This is a genomic window from Enterococcus massiliensis (genome assembly GCF_001050095.1).
Taxonomy (GTDB): domain Bacteria; phylum Bacillota; class Bacilli; order Lactobacillales; family Enterococcaceae; genus Enterococcus_C; species Enterococcus_C songbeiensis.
In genome coordinates this window covers 843,667-862,541 of record NZ_CVRN01000007.1, presented here as the reverse complement: position 1 = coordinate 862,541, position 18,875 = coordinate 843,667, and the positions used below count along the sequence as shown (strand labels likewise).

Below are 18,875 nucleotides of genomic sequence, written 5' to 3'. Positions count from 1 at the left end.
TCGTTATACTATCACTTGTTAGGAGTTGAAAAAATGAATTTTATACAAGAAATTAGCTATATCCTTGTCTTTAGTATCGGAAATTGGCTGACGGTTCTTTGGCGCAAACGCAAAGATGATCCGGATACTCTCTTTTTTTGCAGTCTCTGGTCTTTTATCAGCTTATTTGTTTATTTAGCAATTATCGAATTGCAGACGGGCACTTTCTATATTTTGCTGCCGCTCACTTTTCTGGGGATTTTTCTTTTCTCCTATTTTAAAGAAAAACGCAGATTGCTGAATGGTTGGCTGTTCAACATCTTTCTGCTTTCTTTCGGCTTTTATTTAGTATTCAATATTCTTCAAACTCAGAATCTGTTGGTGGGGGGATTATTGGCGGTTATTTTGGTTACTGCCTTATTGATTGGTATTTTTGGAATCTACGGACTACTGATTTTTTTGTATTGGAATGCCATTGTAGTATTAAAAAAAGAGTCTCACTCTCTAGCAAATTTGTTGACATTATTGCTGGCAATTGGATTAACAATCGTCTTGCTTTTCAATTGGTTCGTGGTGCAAACCCTACCGAATTGGTTAGCCATTCTTCTCGCTTATCTACCAGTTGCCGGAACCTACTTTTTTATCGTATTTTATAATTTCTTGACAATTTCAGTGATCTACCAATTTAATCATCCTCGTTACGATCAAGATTATATCATCGTTTTGGGTGCCGGATTGATTGATGGCCAGCGAGTTTCTCCTTTATTGGCGCAACGTATTGATAAAGCCATCGAATTTTACCGTTTACAGTTGCGGGCAACTGGCAAAGAATTGCGCCTGATCATGTCTGGCGGTCAAGGAGCAGATGAAAAGGTCCCGGAAGCAATCGCTATGAAAAATTACGCACTATCACAAGGAATCCCGGAACAACAAATTTTAGTAGAAACCAATTCCACCACGACTTTAGAAAACATGACATTTTCTAAAGAGATTATCCAGCAACAAACCGGCGGAAGCAAAGCACTTTTTTCTTCAAATAATTACCATATTTTTCGGGCGGGTATCTATGCTCGTTGGGCAAATCTAAAAGCTGACGGTATCGGTGCACCAACTGCTTTTTACTATTTGCCAAACGCTTTTTTACGAGAATATATTGCCATCATCATGCTGAATAAAAAACGTCATCTGCTTATTGCTGGTGGAATTGCACTGTTCTTTCTTTTCATCATGTTGTTGTCATTTTTTGTTCGTTGATAGATAAAAAGGCGCTGATCCTCGGATCGGCGCCTTTTTTAATCAAATTTGAAAAATGAAACTCTTTTTGGTAACTGTTGCAAAAAGAATTCCAGCGTAGGTCCAAGTAAAAATAAAACCAATAAAGTGCCGATGCCGATTGTCCCTCCTAATAAGAAGCCGACGATCATGAAAAAGCCATCCAACAAAATTCGGGCAGTTCGAACCGAGAGATGAAATTGATTCTTTACCACCATCATCAAACATTCATAGGCGCCTGATCCCATATTAGTCAATAAATAAAGGGCTGTGCCAAGCGCAAAAAGAATAGGTCCGGCGATAACCGCTAAATAATGAGTTCCTTCCGGTAAATGCTGCGCCTTTCCCAGCCAATCAAAAAGGTTAAGAAACAAGCCGATACCAAAACTATTGATTAAGCTGGCTAAACCAATCAATTCTTTGTTACGAAAAAAAACGATGACTAAAATTAGGCTATTGATAAGTAAACTGACTGTTCCAAATTGAACCGGCAAATGATGGATTACTCCAAGAATAAACGTGCTGAGTGCATCTGCTCCCAACTGGCTCAAAACGATCAGCCGAATGCCAAGTGCCACTAAAAATGTGCCGACGATAGTCAATAATATTCTGGTGCTCAAACGATTATGTATGGTTAAATTTTTCATAGCTTCCTCATTTTCATTTTTTATCCCTTTTTCAGTCACAAGGCAAAAAAAGGGCGGAACAAATCGGCGTTGCGATCCGTTCCGTCACTACTATACAGATTGTTTTTTTGGAAACCAACGATGCCATTTTGTCAAAACATTTTGGGTAAACGGCTCTGAAGCTTCCTTGATTGCGCAATATTTGTCTACCATCGTAACGATATAACTTTCTTTGTAACGAGGTGGAGCGATTGTTGCTCCCCACATATGCTTAAGAATGATATCTCGTTCTAAATCAGATAATTCTGTGATTTTTTCGGCATTTTTGACTGCGATCCGAGGATGCATGTAGGCATGGGAGCCTTCATCAAATTTTGTTGTGCGCCAATCATAGTAAAACAGGTCATGCAATAATCCAGCTCGAGCCGTTGCCCGCGCATCGCCGCCCCATTTTTTTGCTAATTTAAAACTATTATAGGAAACACTGATTGAGTGCTCCAAACGTGTCGAATTCATATGTTGTGTAAACTTGGCTAATTTTTTCACTTCTTCAGTTTCTAATAAATCCTGAACATAAGACATATATTCTGCATCAGCTTGCCATTTTTCTGTCATGCGTTACACTAGCCACCTTTGAAAGATACTTTTTTACTACGTGAAACGAGTATAACACCCTGTTTATAGATATTCTATCTTTTTTGAAGCCGTTTACGTAAATTTTAACAGTTCTTAAACAACGGCTTCCGCAAATCGATACATCAAAATTCCAGCAGCTACGCCAACATTCAAGGATTCTGCTTGTCCATAAATTGGAATATACAGATTTTGATCCGTCATCTGCAGAAATTCTGCCGCTACGCCCTGCCCTTCATTACCAAGAATCAACGCACAATTTTTTGTTGGAACAGCCTTGCGATAATCAACGGCATCCTTGTTTAATTCCGTTCCAAAAACTTTACCTCCTTGTTTTTGAAACTGTTGGATACTTTCACTGAGCTCTGCCTGTAAAATCGGCAAATGAAAATTACTTCCCTGCATACTCCGCAAAACCTTTGTACTGTAAATATCGGCAGTTCCTTTTCCCAAAATGACCCCAGAAAATCCGGCAGCATCGGCAGTACGAATCATCGTACCAACGTTTCCAGGATCTTGGACATTGTCCAACAATAGCCAGGCACCAGAAAAGTCGACAGCAGTCGGTTCTATTTTTTTAACCACAGCAATGATCCCCTGAGGCGTAGGCAAATCAGATAAAGCAGCCAAAACCTCCTCGGAAACATAGTACTCCTCTACAGCGCTTTGCTCATCCAACCAAGTTTGCCATTCCTGTTTTCCCCGGTCGTCAACAAAAATCATTTCAATCGATTGTTGCTTGGCCGCTTCCTCAACTAAATGAAATCCTTCAATCAAATAACGCTTCTGCTGATCCCGATATTTTTTTTGATGCAGTTTTTTCAACTGCTTAATCGTTTCATTTTTTGTAGAATGGATCTCTTTCACGTTCTTCACCTCGCTTCATTATACCATGCCTTTCAGGAACACTCTACTTGTTGAAAAAATTAAAAAACGCTATCATTAAGATAACGAAATGAGAAAGGATGAGCACAAGATGCGCAAACTTCGAATGAATGTGCAAGGCACTGTCCAAGGGGTGGGCTTTCGCTACACGACAAAAATTTTAGCAGATCGTTTAGGAATCACCGGTGCTGTTTGGAATGAGGCAGACGGTTCTGTTGGCATTGAAGCGGTTGGAGAAGAAGAAACGATGGAGGAATTTATTCGAGAAATCAAAGATTCCCCTTCCCCAGTCGGTCGCGTGACCTACGTTGACATTACAGAAGACCCATTAATTAAAGAAAGAAACAAATTTGCCGTCAAATATCGCTGACGTATTTAAGCAGGACTTCTTGAATTTTTTATGAACTACATTGAAATCACTTCCTTTTTTTAGTATAGTTACTTTTGTGTAAATTTATTTATGAAGAGGAAGAAGTACATGACAAAAATGAAAAACTGGCTGGTTGGGTCCGGCTTGCTCGCACTACTGCTCACGCTTTCTGGCTGTGTCAGTCTCGATAAAGATGGAAATCCGGATAAGTCAGGCATGGTCTATCGTATTTTGGTAGAACCGCTTGGAAACTTTATTCAATATCTGGTCAATAATTTTAACTGGTCCTATGGTTGGGCGATCATTATCGTTACGATCATCGTTCGAGTGATCATTCTGCCTCTTGGTATCCATCAATCCAAACAGACAATGATCCAATCGGAAAAAATGCAATTTATCAAACCACAAGTCACTGCTGCACAGAAAAAATTAAAAGAAGCAACGACCCGGGAAGAACAAATGGCAGCCCAAATGGAAATGCAGGCTGTTTATAAAGAAAACGGCGTCAGCATGACCGGTGGAATCGGTTGTCTGCCCCTCTTGATCCAAATGCCGATTTTCTCTGCTTTGTATTATACAGCCCGTTATACGGAAGGAATTCGTGAATCTGTTTTCTATGGTATCAATTTGGGTGAAGCAAGTATCGTTCTTGTGGCTATCGCCGGAATCTCTTATTTGATTCAAGGATACATTTCCCAAATCGGAATTCCTGAGGAACAAAAGAAAACCATGCGTACCATGCTGATTGTCTCTCCATTGATGATCGTGTTTATGTCCTTCAGCGCACCAGCCGGAGTGACTCTTTACTGGGTAGTCGGTGGGGTCTTCAGCTGTATCCAAACCTACATCACGAATGTCATCATGAAACCAAGAATCAGAGAGCAAATCGCAGAAGAAATGAAAGCAAATCCTCCTAAAACGGTAGTTACTCCTCCTAAAAAGGATGTCACTCCTGTTGAGACGCCTAAAAAAATTGAAAAAAATCGTAATGTACAAGGGCGCAATGCCAACAAGCAACAACGGAAACCCAAATAAATAATTATTTTTTCCACGCCGGCTTCCAGTTGCGGCGTGGTTTTTTCTCTGTACAAAATTTTCTGAAGGTCTTGTTTCTTCCTATAACTTCCCCTATAGTTATTTTAAGAGGTGATTCTAGGTGCTCCATGCGTATTTGAATATTTTTGCTATCTTTGCTTTAATGTTTTTAGGTTATTGGCTTTCTTTTAAACAATGGTTTTCCAACCGTAGTGCAGATGTTTTTTCTAAACTGGTTTTAAATTTAGCACTGCCCTTCAACATGTTTTTGACTATTACCGCTAATTTTTCTAAAGAAGAATTTCTGAACTTATTTAGCGGAATGATTATTCCCATCCTTTCAATGTTTATGACCTTCTTTTTAAGCCAGCTTTATCGAAAAATCTGGCCGACAAAAGAGGGGCGCGGCGGAACATTTACGACGATGTTTACTTGTTCCAACACGATTTTTATCGGTCTGCCAATCAACTTAGCAATTTTTGGTGAGGAAGCAGTGCCTTTTGTTCTATTGTATTATATCGTTAACACAACGATTTTTTGGACAATCGGTGTCTACGAAATCGCTCAAGACAATCCTGAAATCCACCAAGCAAAAGTGTCCTTTCACCCACTGGTGGTTTTGAAAAAAGTTTTTTCTCCAGCTTTATTAGGATTTTTAATCGGAATCGGCTGGATGATGGCAAGTTTTCCAGTACCGGAATTTATTGCTACTTTTGGCGGTTATCTGGCAGATTTGACTACCCCTTTATCCATGTTCGTCATCGGAATCATCGTGTATTTCAGCGGATTAAAAAATTTAAAGATCAATCGCGATGTTATCGGCGTTTTGCTGGGGCGTTTCTTTTTCTCCCCTTTGATTGTTTGGCTGCTAGGACAGTTCATCCACGTACCGCCATTGATGTTGGCTGTGTTTATCATCCAATCCTCCATGCCGGTCCAAAACTCTGTCACGATCCTCACACGTGCCTATCACGGAGACGAAGAGTTTGCCGCTTCCAGTCTCGGATATTCTGTGTTGATCTATATGTTGTACATTCCGATCTTATTGAAATTGATTTTATGACGCAAAAAAGCCAAAAAAGCAGGACGGGAAAATCGTCCTGCTTTTCTTTATTCAAAAACAAATTGATTGTGGTATAGCTCTGCATAAAATCCTTTTTGTTGTAGCAATTCATGATGATTGCCTTCTTCAATCACCTCACCATCCCGCAAAACAACAATACGGTCGGCATTTAGAATTGTTTTTAAGCGATGGGCGATCACAAAGCTGGTCCTTCCTTTGATTGCTTCGTCCATTGCCTTTTGAATCTTGGCTTCTGTTACCGTGTCAACATTACTGGTAGCTTCATCCAAAATCAAAAGGGCGGGATTGGTAATGATTGTCCGGGCAATACTAATCAACTGTTTCTGACCAGTACTAAAGAGATTATTTTCCTCAGTGATTTCTGTTTGGTACCCTTGCTCCAAGTCCATGATAAAGTCGTGGATATTGGCTTGCTTGGCTGCTGCGATCACTTCTTCATCGGTTGCTTCCGGCTTACCAAAAGCAATATTTTCTTTGATCGTTCCTGAGAAAAGAACTGAATCTTGTAAAACGATTCCGACATGCTCTCGCAAACTTTCCAAGTCCAACGTCCGAATATCGGTTCCATCAAAAGTTACTGAACCACTGTTTACATCATAGAAGCGATTTAACAGATTCATAATGGTCGTTTTTCCTGAACCCGTTGGTCCAACCAACGCAATCATTTCTCCTTTGTTCACTTTGATCGAGACATCTTTTAAAATCAAACGATCACTATCATAGCCGAAATCGACATGATTCAAAGCAACGGACTCTGTTACAGATTGAACTTTCCCACCATTTTCCGGTTTGACTTCTTCTGGCTCATCAAACATTTCATTTAGTCGGCGTGCACCAGTAACAGCTAATTGGATCATGCTATATCCGGAAGAAATCTGCATTAACGGTTGATAGTATTGTTGGGAATATTGAACAAAGGTCACTACAAGCCCTAACGCAACGGAGCGTTCTAAGTCACCATTCAATGCCAGCCATCCGCCAAAGAAAATCACGATGGCGGTATTTACCAACGCCATTCCCTGCATCATAGGAAACAATAAACCGGAATAAACTTGTCCTTTATAAGTAGCTGCTCGAACTTTTTGATTGTGTTCGACAAAACCTGCAATTGTTTCTTCTTGCAAACCATTAGTGATGATAATTCGTTGACCGCTGATTTTTTCATCCATATAACCATTTAATTTTCCCACTTCATCTTGTTGCAGGTCAACATATTTACGTGCTTTACGGATCACGATAACTGCAATCAAAACGGCAACTGGTGTAGACGCAATCGTTGCCCATGCCAGTTCAACATTTTGTCGAAACATCATGATCAAAATACCGATCAACAACACGCCATTTGTCAAAAATTGCAGCAACGCTTGGTTCAAACTGTTTTGAATATTATCTAAATCACTGGTAAACCGACTCAAAATTTCTCCGTCTTGATGCGAATCAAAAAAGCGAATCGTTAATTTTTCCAGCTTATTGAACAAACCAATCCGCATCCGATTCGTCGATTTCCCAACCACTTGAGTGAAAAGGATACTGTAAACAAAACTCGCGGCACTAGCTAAAACGTAAAACAGCAACAACTTCCAAATCACAGCAATAAACTTGCTCTTGTCATCAACCCCCTGCATCAGCCCACCGATATAAGCAGCCAACTCATTGAAGGCATCTCCGATATATTGCGGCGCTTTTACTTGTAGATAGGTTGCGATAATGACCGTCACGAAAATAAAGAAAAAGGAGAGCTTGTACCGTTTCAAATAATGGTAGAAAAATTTACTTGCTTTCACTAAATCTGTCATGGCTACTCCTCCGTTCCTTTTTGTGTTTCAAAAATTTCTTGGTAAATCGGATTGGTTGCGGCTAATTCCTCGTGGGTTCCTTCTCCGACTAATTGTCCTTTGTCCAATACCAAAATACGATCTGCTTTCACCACTGAAGCAATCTTTTGAGCAATAACAATCGTGGTGGTATCTTCTAACTCGTGATCCAAGGCTTCACGAACCAATTTTTCAGATCGTGCATCCAACGCGCTAGTAGAGTCATCCAAAATCAAGATTTTAGGATCACCGATTACGCCACGAGAAATTGAAAGCCGTTGTTTTTGTCCGCCAGAAAAATTATTGCTGCGTTCAGCAACCGGTGCTTCGTATTGATCTGCCAGCTTTTCAATAAATTCTCTTGCTTGAGCGATTTGTGTAGCACGAGTCATGTCCGGTTCTGTGGCATCTTTTTTTCCTTGACGCAGGTTTTGAGCAATCGTCCCTGAAAAAAGGATCGCTTTTTGCAATACGAAAGAAACCGTATGGTGTAAACTGCGTTCATTGACTTTTTTCAAATCAATGCCTCCAATTTTAATCGTTCCTTCCGTTGGATCAAACAAACGAGGAATCAATTGTGCCAAGGTAGATTTCCCGGCACCCGTTGCACCGACGATTCCAATCATTTCACCTGGCTTGATTTGGAAACTAAGATCCTTCAATGTATCTGCATCATCACCGGGATAACGGAAAGAAACGTGTTCAAAAGAAACACTGCCGTCTAGTGCTTGTTCAGGAACATCCGGATAGGTGATGTCTGGTTCGGTGGCTAAAATTTCTTTGATCCGCTTCAAGGAAACTGCGGCTCTTGAGGTCATCATCATCATCATTCCACCGATAATGATTGCCATCATAATCTGCATCAAATAATTCATGAAAGAAGCGATTCCGCCGATCATGGTTGGGTCATCTTTTGCCAAATCACTGACAAAGAAAATCGCACCAACAACAGCTAAATTTGCTGCCAACATAAAGGATGGGATCATTACTGAAAATAATGTTCCTACAATGATATTGTGTTCCGTCAGTTTGTCACTGACTTTCGAAAAGCCCGCCAACTGATTTCTTTCTTGAACAAATGATTTTACTACACGAATGCCCAAGAGATTTTCTTTGGCAATACTGTTCACTTTATCAATCAAATTTTGAATAATCATGAAATGCTTGCCCATTTGTGTGAAGGATAATGCGGTGATAATCAAAACAGCAACGATCAGCACAACAATAATCCACCACAGTTGTGGCAAAGTATACATTGCTAAAATAAAGCTTCCGATAAATAAAAACGGAATGCGAAATAAAGATTGCAATGCGATCATAATCAGATTCTGGATTTGAGTTACGTCATTTGTTAAACGCACCACGAGATTTCCAGCGGAGAACTCTTCAATATTTCCAAATGAAAAGGTCTGGATTTTGCGGAAGGTCTCCTCTCGAATATCTGCACTGACTCCTTGAGCGACCTTTGCTGAAAATATAGTATTAAATACGCCGGCAATCAGCCCCAAAACAGCTAATCCGATCAAATAAATTCCTAATTCCTTCATTTTGTCGTTGTCTTCCAGCATGATTGCTTCCAATACTTGCTGAAGCAATTTTGGCTGCCATAAAGATGCCACGACCATCACTGCAACAGAAACCAGTGAAATTAAGACGGGTGCTTTATAATTCTTCACATGCTTCATAATTAAATCCATTGGCGCTAACCCCCTTTATAAAATTGACAGTCTTTATTTAACACTGTAAAATAAGACCGGGTAATAATTTACCATGATTGAAAATTTTATGCAAGAAGAATGCAATAAAAAAAAAGAAAAAAGGATGAAAATTATGGAACCGAAGCTTTCAAAAGAACGAATCATTCACGCTGCCTTTGATCTTTTAGCAGAAAAACAGACCATTGCCGGTCTTTCTATGCGCACCCTCGCAGTAAAATTAGACATCAAAGCACCGGCTCTTTATTGGTATTTCAAAAATAAACAAAGCCTTCTGCAAGCGATGGCAGAAGTCATGGAGGATCACTTGGTTTTGCCGGATTCTTCTTTGCCATGGAATCAACAAATCGCTGCCTTTATGGCAAACTACTATGATTTGTATACTGAATTTCCCTGCGGCGCAGAATTGGAGATCCATACGATTCCGGCTTTTCCCAGTCGCCTTCTCCATCTTCAGCAAATGATGACGCTGCTTAAAGAGGCTGGCTTTTCCATTAAGCAAAGCCACAATACAATCAATGCGTTGCATCATCAGTTGATTGGTCAATTGATGGATCAGCAGCAAGAGGCTCTTTTGAAACAAGAGGTATTACGAGGACAAAAAGATATGCAGGAATACGTGCAGTTTATGCATCATTTCACCAAAGAACACCAGTTACGAGATATGGCCTCAGTACTTGCTAATCGCCAAAAAGAAAATCCTAAGCAAGATTTTTTGACTGGTGTCGCGATCTATCTCGATGGACTGACCAAATTTTTAGAAAATAAACACAAGGAGAAATCTGAATAGCGGATTTCTTTTTTTTACAAAAAACAAGTTAATGCCTAAACCCGTGCTAACAGCTTTCTGCATTTGGTGATGCTATACTGAATAAGAAGGGGGAATTTTTATGGCACAAGGTGGTTTTGGCATGCGTTCCTTTACGAAAGACAACTCCGTCAAAGGAACAAAATTAAAAAAAGGTACGACCAAACGAGTATTGACCTACGCTGCACCCTACAAATGGTTGCTGGCACTTTTTCTTTTCCTAATTATGCTGAATGCTGCAATCGGCGCACTGACACCTTTGATTTTAAAAACAATTATCGATACAGGAATCACAAACGGGGATATTCCCTACATCGTAAACTTTTCCCTATTGGCAGGAGGATTGGCGATTGCCAGTGCCTTTTTGACGTTAGGTGAACGGTGGCTTTCCTCAAAGATCGGTGAAGGGGTTATTTTTGATTTACAAACTCAATTATTCCAACATATCCAAAAAATGTCCTTATCCTTTTTTTCTCGAACAAAAACCGGGGCCTTGGTGCAACGAATCAATGGAGATGTAACTGGCGCCCAGGCAGTTTTCACCCAAACCTTATCCAGTATTTTCAGTAATACTTTATCCGTCACCTTCGTTTTGATTGCTATGTTTTCTATGTCTTGGCAGCTGACACTGGTAGCCCTGCTACTGGTACCGGCATTTATTATCCTTGCCCGAATCGTTGGACCGAAGCTAGCGAAATTAATGCGAGAATCCTATGATTTAAAAGCAGAAGCCAATCAATTATCAAATGAACGCTTTAATGTTGCCGGGGCACAACTTGCTAAAACTTATGGCACTCCGGAAAGCGATGCCCAGCAGTATTCTGAACAAATTCGCAAAGTCCGGGATTTAAGTATCAAGCAAACTTTAACAGGGTCTCTTATGCGGGTGACGATCGGTACGGTCAGCGCTTTGTCAGTCGCTGTTGTTTACGGCTTGGGTGGTGTGCTGGCAGTCAGAGGTACCTTGACCGTCGGAATTGTTGTGGCGTTAGCCTCTTATTTGAATCGCTTGTATGCCCCAATCACTTCATTATCGAATGTTCAAGTAGATGTATTGACGGCGATGGTCAGTTTTGAACGAGTTTTCGAAATTTTAGATTTAGAGCCGAGTGTTAAAGAATTACCGAATGCCCAACCATTGACAGATTATGTAAAACAAAATGGCGGAAGCGTTACGTTTGATCAAGTTGATTTTCGTTACCCGACCGTCAAAGAAGTTTCTCTGGCTTCTTTAGAATTGATGCCGGGAGCCGAACGGGAATCGGAGGAACCGATTTTGAAAAATGTTTCCTTTACGATCCAACCTGGACACATGACTGCACTAGTCGGTCCCAGTGGCGCCGGTAAATCAACTCTATCTCAACTACTAACACGCATGTACGATCCACAACAAGGAGAAATCAGAATCGGCGAGTTTCCTTTAAAAAATGCAACCTTGGATTCGGTGCGGCAAACCATCGGTGTCGTCAGTCAAGATGCTCACATGTTTCATGACACGATTGCAAATAATCTTCGCTATGCCAAACCAGATGCGACACCTTCAGAAATTGAAGAAGCATTGAAAGAGGCCTATATTTGGGAACTCATTTCTTCCTTGCCGGAGGGAATTGATACAGTGATTGGTGATCGCGGCTATCGATTATCCGGTGGTGAGCGCCAACGATTGGCGATTGCCCGCTTACTGTTAAAAGCACCAGCTATCGTGATTTTGGACGAAGCCACTGCGCATTTGGATTCTGAAAGTGAGCATTATATCCAAGAAGCACTAAAAACTGCGCTGGCGGGGCGAACGTCCTTAGTCATCGCCCACCGCCTTTCCACTGTACGAGAAGCAGATCAGATTCTGGTTTTAGAAAAAGGACGAATTCTTCAGACGGGAACCCATGAAAAATTGATCCAAGAATCCGGTCTTTATCGAGAGTTGTATCATTTACAATTTGAATGATTTTTTCCAGATAAAAACCCGTGACACCCACATATTTGTGGGCATCACGGGTTTTTTTATTTTGTGACTAAGGCATCCAAACTAGCAACTGCTAAAGCCATTTTTCGAATTTTTTGCAATTGTGCCAAACGATTATTCCGTACAGCTTCGTCTTCCACCATTACCATGGTTTCGTCAAAATATTGTTCAATCAATGGTCGCAATGCTGTCAATGCAGCGTAATTTTCTTCCATTGTTTGTTGGACAAATTTCGTTTCCAATTGTGCGACTGCTTGATACAATTCTTTTTCTGCTTGATTTTCAAACAGTGCTTCGTTGATTTCAGCTTTTTCCGTTTTTTTAGCCAAATTGATTACACGCGTCAACGCTTCAATCGATGGTTTAAAATCTTGATCTTCCAAATGAGTATGCAGCATCTTTGCCGCTGCGAATAATTGAGTCATATCTTTTTGTTCCGCATTGATTACAGCATCAATTACATCATGACGAATGTTTTTGGTTGTCAGGAATTGACGCAGACGTCCTTTGATAAAATCAATGACTTCCTGTTGACCCTTTTCCAATTTGATTCCATACAATGCTTCATCTTGGTTAATTTTTTCGTCAATCACTTCTTGCAAAGCCGCGATTGGGAAACGCCAGCCTTTGTTTTCGATGATTCGCACGATACCATAGGTTTGACGACGCAATGCATACGGATCGTTGGAACCACTTGGTATCATTCCCACTGCAAAGAAGGAGAACAAGCTGTCCAATTTATCGGCAATAGCTAATACTGCACCAATTGCTGATTCTGGCAACTCCCCTTCGCTGGAAATTGGTAAATAATGTTCGCGAATTGCTTGGGCAACAGCCGGTGTTTCTCCTTGCAATAGCGAATATTTTTCACCCATGATTCCTTGCAATTCAGGAAATTCTCCCACCATATTGGTAACCAAGTCGAACTTGTAGATTTCAGCTGCTCGAGCTAAATCCGTTAATTCTGCATCAGACAAGCCGACCGTTTCACCGATGATTTGGCTGGCAACAGCAACCCGTTGCATTTTTTCATAGATACTGCCGATTTTTTCATGGAAAGTAACATGTTTTAATTTTTCCACGCATTGATCAATCGTTAATTTTTTATCTTCTTTATAGAAAAATTCCGCATCTTCTAAACGAGCTGTCAGAACTTTTTCATTTCCTTTAATCACGTTATCGATTTTTACACGATCACCGTTACGAACGGAAATAAAATGCGGCAACAACAAGCCCTCTGAATTACGAACATCGAAATACCGTTGATGCTCTTTCATGGAAGTAACCAATACCTCTTCTGGAACAGAAAGATAGTTTTCCGCAAAATTTCCGACAAAAGCAGTTGGATATTCCACTAGATTGGCAACTTCTTCCAACAACTCTTCATCCAACGCGATAACCCACTTATTTTCCTCTGCAATAACTTGGATTTGATCGGTAATCATTTTTTTCCGCTTCACATGATCAGCAATCACAAATTGCTCTGCTAATTTTGTTTCATACTCATCCGCATGAGCAAAAGTTACCTCTTCACCAAGAAAACGGTGCCCGCGGGAATGACGGTCGGTTTTGACATCCAAAATTTCAAAAGGGATGACTTCCTCATCTAAAAGCGCTACAATCCAATGAATTGGACGAATATAGGTGAAATCATAGTTGCTCCAATGCATTGTTACTGGGAAAGTCAGACTTGTGATGACTTCTTTCAACCCAGTTAACACTTCTTTCGCTGTTTTTCCTTTGGTTTTTTTCGTAACATAGACGTATTCCACACCCTTTAACTCTTTAAAGGTGATTGCTTCCGTCGTCACTCCTTGCCCCCGAACAAATCCTTGGGCAGCTTTTGTCCAGTTTCCCTCTGCATCCAAAGCAATTTTTTTCGCTGGACCTTTCACTTCTTCTTGGGTATCTTCTTGTTTTTCAGCAAGATTGGTCACATGGATTGCTAACCGTCTCGGAGTTGAAAATGCCCGAATTGTTTCAAAGGCTAAATGATGATCCGCTAAAAAGGCAACGATTTTATTCTCTAACTGTTGCATACTTGGGGTGACGATATGTGCAGGAATTTCTTCCAAACCAATTTCAAGCAATAGATTTTTCGCCATTTTATTTTTCCTCCTTGATTAGTTCTGCGGCAACCTCAGGATCCAACAAGGGATATCCTAGTTTTTTCCGTTCAGCAACAAAAATTTTCGCTACCGCCCGAGCCATATTACGGATTCGTGCCAAATAACCTGCACGCTCTGTCACGGAAACAGCCCCCCGCGCATCAAGCAGATTAAAGGTATGGCTGCATTTTAAAATGTAATCATAGGCTGGATGCACCAAGTCTTGATCGATACAGCGTTTTGCTTCTGCTTCAAATTTATCAAAATTTTCTAGCAACATGTCTTGATTGCTGATTTCAAAGGAATATTTAGAATGCTCATATTCTGGTTGTTTGAAAATTTCGCCATATTTTACGCCATCCGCCCATTCCAGATCATAGACACTTTCGACTTCCTGAATATATGAGGCCAAACGTTCCAAGCCATAAGTAATTTCTGACGTTACCGGTTTGCAAGGCAGTCCGCCCACTTGTTGGAAATAGGTAAATTGGGTAATTTCCATTCCGTCCAGCCAAACTTCCCAGCCTAAGCCGGCACACCCCATCGAAGGATTTTCCCAGTTGTCTTCAACAAAACGGATGTCATGTTCTAATGGATCAATCCCTAAAAGTTGCAAACTCTCCAAATAAAGTTCTTGGATATTTTCTGGTGATGGTTTCATCACTACTTGAAATTGATGGTGTTGGTACAACCGATTCGGATTTTCTCCATAACGGCCGTCTGCCGGACGACGAGAAGGCTCTACATAAGCCGCATTCCAAGGCTCCGGTCCAATCGCCCGCAAAAAAGTATACGGGCTCATGGTTCCCGCCCCTTTTTCTGTGTCATAGGCCTGCATCAACATGCACCCATTGTCTGACCAAAATTTTTGCAGTGTTAAAATAATGTTTTGAACGGTCATTTTTGTTTTCATTTTCCTGCTCCCTTCTTAACTCCTGAACTATTTATTTTCTATGTGCCGAAAATTTTTACAAATAAAAAAGTCCCTATGTCTATAAATAGACATAGGGACGAAAAAATTCGCGGTTCCACCCTACTTCCGAGAATTCCTCGGCAGCTTTGTTTAAACAGCTCCATAGTGCCTTCACTTACACTTGACTTTCTGACTTCCACTGTCTCAGAATCGCTTTGAATCAATACCTGCAAGCTACTTATTCTATATCAACGCTGTAATTAATGTTGAATAAAGAATACCCTCAATCGTAAGATTTGTCAATAGAATCCCATGATGTGTTCCCGGTCTCGTTGCAACTGATGTTTCCTAAAACATTAACATTTAATTAAACAACATCCATTTTCAACTAAGCATTACTTCTACCAAGCCTTTACCTGATGAACTAAAATAGAAAAGCTTCTATCAAACGAAGAAACGAGGGAAAACAAAAAAGCACTCATAAACGGGTCCTCCTTGAAGTAGAGACTGGATGAATACTTTTTTGCGAGAAATTTCAATAAAAACTCTTTTATATTGATTATTTATTTCTTAAAACTGCTTCCTGTCCGTCAACCTGTGCTTTTGTCAATAGGTAGTTTTCCGGAACTGCCCCCGGATCAGAATTGATTGCATAACCAATGTAACGAGAATCATAGATTGTTTGATCTGCTGAAGCGCCTAATGTTAGAGTTTTGGACCAAGTATAGTAATCAAAGACACCTTTTGTGAGTGTTTTAGCTGTTTTCTCTGTGAAGATTTGATCAGCCAACTTCTTTGCTTCTTCCGGCTTGTAATCGAGACCACCATTAGCAACTAATTCTGCATACTCTGTCATTACCGAATCGTCTTTGAAAGCCTGATAGACATTTTCTTCAAAGGGAGTTGGTTCGAAATAATCAATCGCTTGGTAGGAAATTGATTGAGATTCAATGGTATTCCCTGTATTATCCGTTGTTTCTTTATAATCCGTCAACTTTTGCTTTTTAGGTGCATGATATTTTACTTCCTTCATGTTTGCCAGTAGTCCCTCACCCATATACTTCGTAATGACTGCATTGTCTTCAGAGATTGGTTTCATAAGATAACTGAACTCACTTAACATTCCAAAAGGAGCATTTTCATCCGCATCATCGTCACTAAGATGTTGCATTTTCTCATCGGCTTCTTGCGTGATGATTTTTACATTAGAAAACGTCACGTAGTCTACACCGTTGCGTTTTTCACTGCCTTTATCTCCAAGATAATGCAACGTTCCCCAACCGTAAAGCAAATTTTTGATATTTTCGTCGCCCCACAAATCATTTTGTTGACCTACTCGATTCGTGCTATCGTCGCCATCAATGAAGTTTTGTACTTCTTTTGAAGAGATATCAAAATACTTTTTATCTTGCTTTTTAGCAAGTGCGATTGTTTCTTTGTCACTTAATTTGCTGACGGATCCAAGCGTTACATCGGGATCTTGAATCTGGTAACAAACTATCTTTCCATTATCTAATACATAGATTTCATTGACGGTATCATCTTTACTAATTTGAAAGCCATCATTCTCATTGGCAGCGGCTTGTACCCATACGTAGGTTCCTTTCCCTTTGGCTTCTTCAACGAACGACACCGTTTTTGCCGTTGTTTTTGTCGTCTTACCTGAGGCTCCGTTACTTCCGGAGCAGCCACCCAACAATAATACTGCTGCCGCCATTGTACCAACAACCAACCATTTGTATTTTTTTACATTTTTCATCCTTGCAGATCCCTTCGATCTTTTAGTGCGATATTTCCTATCAGCGGTACGTTTTATTACAGAGCCGTTGCTTTGCATACCGAACTATAATATTTTGTACGAATTTACGTAGCAAAATTAGTATAGATTTTAACTAGCAGCAAGTCAACATCCTCAGCAAAATAGGTTACAATTTCTCCTCCGGTGGTTTCAACATCTTCTCCCAATCATGCATTTGATCGATAAATTTTTTGCTTTTTAAATGCAAACCGACATATTCTTCATACAATTCATCAAGAATCTTACGGATAGCTTGTTTTGTCTCCGGCTTTACTTGGATCGATTGGATCTGATCGTAAGAAATTTTGGCAAATAGTCGCAAAAAATGGATTCCGCGAGCATCAGCATGATAACGGTGAGGATCGTTTCCCCAGTGTCGTTCACACAGGACACCGTTGTATTTTGACGAGTAATCAAATTTCCCCGTTGTTTCTCCACAAATGGCACATTGATCCCAAATCGGTGAAATTCCGAAACGATTTAACAGCTGCACTTCAAAAATATTGCAGATGATCTCGGGGTCGGCACCTTCATTGATTTGTATTAGTCCCTGTTCAGTAAAATGAAACAAATGGGGATCATATAATCGATCTTCAATCGCAGCGTCTACTAAGTTCAGCATATAGGTTGCATAACCTGCTAAAAAAATATCCTCCTGAATTTTATGGAAAGGCTGCACCTCTTTGGCGCCATTCAAGAAAGAAAGTCCCTCACTTCGAATGGTGCCAAAATAGACTGCTTCGGTAAAATTCATTAATGCTGGCGTCAGCGGGTTATTTTTTTTGTGGGCTCCTTTAACATAAAACATTTGTTTGCCGGCAGATTCTGTAAAAATTTTGACCAACTTGTCTTTTTCTTTATGGTCTCGTGAAAAAAGAATCAATCCTTTAGTTTCAGAAAGCTGCATGTCATTCTCCTTTAAAAAAAGCATGGGATGCTGAATAACTCACCCCACACTCCTATCAATATTCGTCTTTGCGGTAGCCATAATCCTGCAGGTAATGCTGTTTGTCCCGCCAGTCTTTTTGCACTTTGACCCAAAGCTCCAAAAAGACTTTATCTCCCAATAATTGTTCAATATCTCTCCGGGCTTTTGTGCCGATTTGCTTCAACATTTTTCCACCCTTACCGATGATAATGCCCTTCTGACTGTCTCGTTCGACAATAATCGTCGCTTGGATTCCAACTTTATCATTTTCGTTTCGCTTCATTGAGTCCACCACAACTGCGACGGAATGAGGAACTTCATCTCGTGTCAGCAATAGAACTTTTTCCCGAACCAATTCCGAAACAATAAAATATTCCGGGTGATCCGTAATTTGATCTTCAGGAAAATATTGGGGGCCATCCGGCATATGAAGCATCAAAGTATCCATCAATGTTTCAAAATTATTGCCTTCCGTTGCGGAAATCGGCACAACTTCGGCAAAAGGCATTTGTTGGGAATAATCCTCAATGATTCTTAACAAATCATCTGGGTGGACCTTGTCAATTTTATTAATAACTAAGAAAACGGGTGAGCTCACATTTTTTAGCCGTTCGATAATAAAATCATCCCCGCGTCCCCGCTTTTGATCCGCACTAATCATGAACAGCACGGCATCTACTTCCCGCAAAGCGCTGTAAGCTGCTTCCACCATAAAATCTCCAAGACGATGCTGAGGTTTATGGATTCCCGGTGTGTCGATAAAAATAAGCTGTGCTTCTGGTGTTGTATACACCCCTTGAATCTTGTTTCGTGTCGTTTGGGCTTTATCACTCATGATAGCGATTTTTTGTCCCACGATTCGATTGAGTAAGGTTGATTTGCCAACGTTAGGTCGCCCCACAATCGCTACAAATCCTGATTTATGTTCTGACATTTTTTTCCTC

The 18,875-nt window shown here is 40.4% G+C and carries 16 protein-coding genes; 6 read left to right on the top strand and 10 right to left on the bottom strand.

The annotated features are described in order from the left end of the window. Positions 1–33 precede the first annotated feature (33 nt). A complete protein-coding gene (locus BN1875_RS11435; RefSeq protein ID WP_048604964.1) occupies positions 34–1,233 on the top strand; it encodes a YdcF family protein in 1,200 nt (399 codons plus the stop codon). A gap of 38 nt (positions 1,234–1,271) precedes the next feature. On the opposite strand, the gene BN1875_RS11430 is transcribed toward BN1875_RS11435, so the two are convergent. From BN1875_RS11430 to BN1875_RS11420, 3 genes are all read right to left on the bottom strand, one after another. Then, entirely contained in the window at positions 1,272–1,898 is a 627-nt protein-coding gene (locus tag BN1875_RS11430; protein ID WP_048604963.1) for a YczE/YyaS/YitT family protein, read from the bottom strand. Between the two features lie 90 nt (positions 1,899–1,988). Next, complete coding sequence (locus tag BN1875_RS11425; protein WP_048604962.1) at positions 1,989–2,492, bottom strand: HD domain-containing protein; 504 nt, start codon at positions 2,490–2,492, stop codon at positions 1,989–1,991. 114 nt (positions 2,493–2,606) lie between these two features. Then, the gene (locus tag BN1875_RS11420) at positions 2,607–3,377 is read right to left on the bottom strand and encodes a TrmH family RNA methyltransferase (protein WP_048604961.1); all 771 of its coding nucleotides are present in this window, start codon (positions 3,375–3,377) and stop codon (positions 2,607–2,609) included. Between the two features lie 109 nt (positions 3,378–3,486). Here BN1875_RS11420 and BN1875_RS11415 point away from each other — a divergent pair, with 109 nt between their 5' ends. The 3 genes from BN1875_RS11415 to BN1875_RS11405 all read left to right on the top strand — a co-directional run bounded on the left by BN1875_RS11415 (position 3,487) and on the right by BN1875_RS11405 (position 5,863). Continuing rightward, complete coding sequence (locus tag BN1875_RS11415; RefSeq protein ID WP_048604960.1) at positions 3,487–3,765, top strand: acylphosphatase; 279 nt, start codon at positions 3,487–3,489, stop codon at positions 3,763–3,765. Between the two features lie 108 nt (positions 3,766–3,873). Continuing rightward, positions 3,874–4,800 (top strand): membrane protein insertase YidC, encoded by a 927-nt coding sequence (gene yidC, locus BN1875_RS11410; RefSeq protein WP_048604959.1) that lies wholly within the window; start codon positions 3,874–3,876, stop codon positions 4,798–4,800. Positions 4,801–4,921: 121 nt separating this feature from the next. After that, the gene (locus BN1875_RS11405) at positions 4,922–5,863 is read left to right on the top strand and encodes an AEC family transporter (RefSeq protein ID WP_048604958.1); all 942 of its coding nucleotides are present in this window, start codon (positions 4,922–4,924) and stop codon (positions 5,861–5,863) included. 47 nt (positions 5,864–5,910) lie between these two features. Here BN1875_RS11405 and BN1875_RS11400 read toward each other — a convergent pair whose 3' ends face one another. Together BN1875_RS11400 and BN1875_RS11395 are read right to left on the bottom strand one after the other, a co-directional pair. After that, complete coding sequence (locus BN1875_RS11400; protein ID WP_048604957.1) at positions 5,911–7,680, bottom strand: ABC transporter ATP-binding protein; 1,770 nt, start codon at positions 7,678–7,680, stop codon at positions 5,911–5,913. 2 nt (positions 7,681–7,682) lie between these two features. Further along, positions 7,683–9,395, bottom strand: coding sequence for an ABC transporter ATP-binding protein (locus BN1875_RS11395; protein WP_048604956.1), 1,713 nt, complete (start codon positions 9,393–9,395; stop codon positions 7,683–7,685). 133 nt (positions 9,396–9,528) lie between these two features. On the opposite strand from BN1875_RS11395, the gene BN1875_RS11390 reads away from it, so the two are divergent. Together BN1875_RS11390 and BN1875_RS11385 are read left to right on the top strand one after the other, a co-directional pair. Continuing rightward, complete coding sequence (locus BN1875_RS11390) at positions 9,529–10,203, top strand: TetR family transcriptional regulator (RefSeq protein WP_048605336.1); 675 nt, start codon at positions 9,529–9,531, stop codon at positions 10,201–10,203. A 100-nt stretch (positions 10,204–10,303) separates the two neighbouring features. Continuing rightward, a complete protein-coding gene (locus BN1875_RS11385; RefSeq protein ID WP_048604955.1) occupies positions 10,304–12,166 on the top strand; it encodes an ABC transporter ATP-binding protein in 1,863 nt (620 codons plus the stop codon). 56 nt (positions 12,167–12,222) lie between these two features. Here BN1875_RS11385 and glyS read toward each other — a convergent pair whose 3' ends face one another. From glyS to era, 5 genes are all read right to left on the bottom strand, one after another. Next, entirely contained in the window at positions 12,223–14,289 is a 2,067-nt protein-coding gene (gene glyS, locus BN1875_RS11380) for a glycine--tRNA ligase subunit beta (protein ID WP_048604954.1), read from the bottom strand. A gap of 1 nt (position 14,290) precedes the next feature. Continuing rightward, a complete protein-coding gene (gene glyQ, locus BN1875_RS11375; RefSeq protein ID WP_048604953.1) occupies positions 14,291–15,205 on the bottom strand; it encodes a glycine--tRNA ligase subunit alpha in 915 nt (304 codons plus the stop codon). 559 nt (positions 15,206–15,764) lie between these two features. Next, positions 15,765–16,964 carry a hypothetical protein gene (locus BN1875_RS11370; RefSeq protein ID WP_048604952.1) on the bottom strand — a complete coding sequence of 400 codons (1,200 nt, stop codon included), beginning with the start codon at positions 16,962–16,964 and terminating at the stop codon, positions 15,765–15,767. Between the two features lie 166 nt (positions 16,965–17,130). Next, positions 17,131–17,910, bottom strand: a complete 780-nt coding sequence (gene recO / locus BN1875_RS11365; RefSeq protein ID WP_048604951.1) for a DNA repair protein RecO — start codon at positions 17,908–17,910, stop codon at positions 17,131–17,133. A gap of 55 nt (positions 17,911–17,965) precedes the next feature. After that, positions 17,966–18,865, bottom strand: coding sequence for a GTPase Era (era, locus tag BN1875_RS11360; RefSeq protein ID WP_048604950.1), 900 nt, complete (start codon positions 18,863–18,865; stop codon positions 17,966–17,968). Between the last annotated feature and the right edge of the window lie 10 nt (positions 18,866–18,875).